Annotated in this window: 1 protein-coding gene; it reads right to left on the minus strand. The window is 57.1% G+C overall.

From position 1 onward, the window contains the following. On the minus strand, positions 1-245 hold a 245-nt coding region (locus IM317_RS23765), incomplete at both ends, for an LptF/LptG family permease (RefSeq protein WP_227010988.1).

The raw sequence follows: 245 nt of genomic DNA on the forward strand, positions 1-245 counted from the left end.
GGTATTTCACATAGTTGTGCAGCCCGCTGATCGACAGCGCATCCGGATCCAGGGCAACCACGCCCAGTTTGTCCGGCGTCAGGTTGGTTTTCCAGGTGCCGCTCACCATCTGCGACCCGGTCACCTGCTTTGGATCGGTCAGGTCGGATTCATCCACCTGCGACAGACGCCACACTTTATTTTCGCTATCGAATTTTGCCGAAGCGGCATAGCGCACCGACTGTAAACGACGCTCCGGGTTGAAG

Source organism: Enterobacter cloacae complex sp. S3 (assembly GCF_014930495.1).
Classification (GTDB): domain Bacteria; phylum Pseudomonadota; class Gammaproteobacteria; order Enterobacterales; family Enterobacteriaceae; genus Enterobacter; species Enterobacter asburiae_B.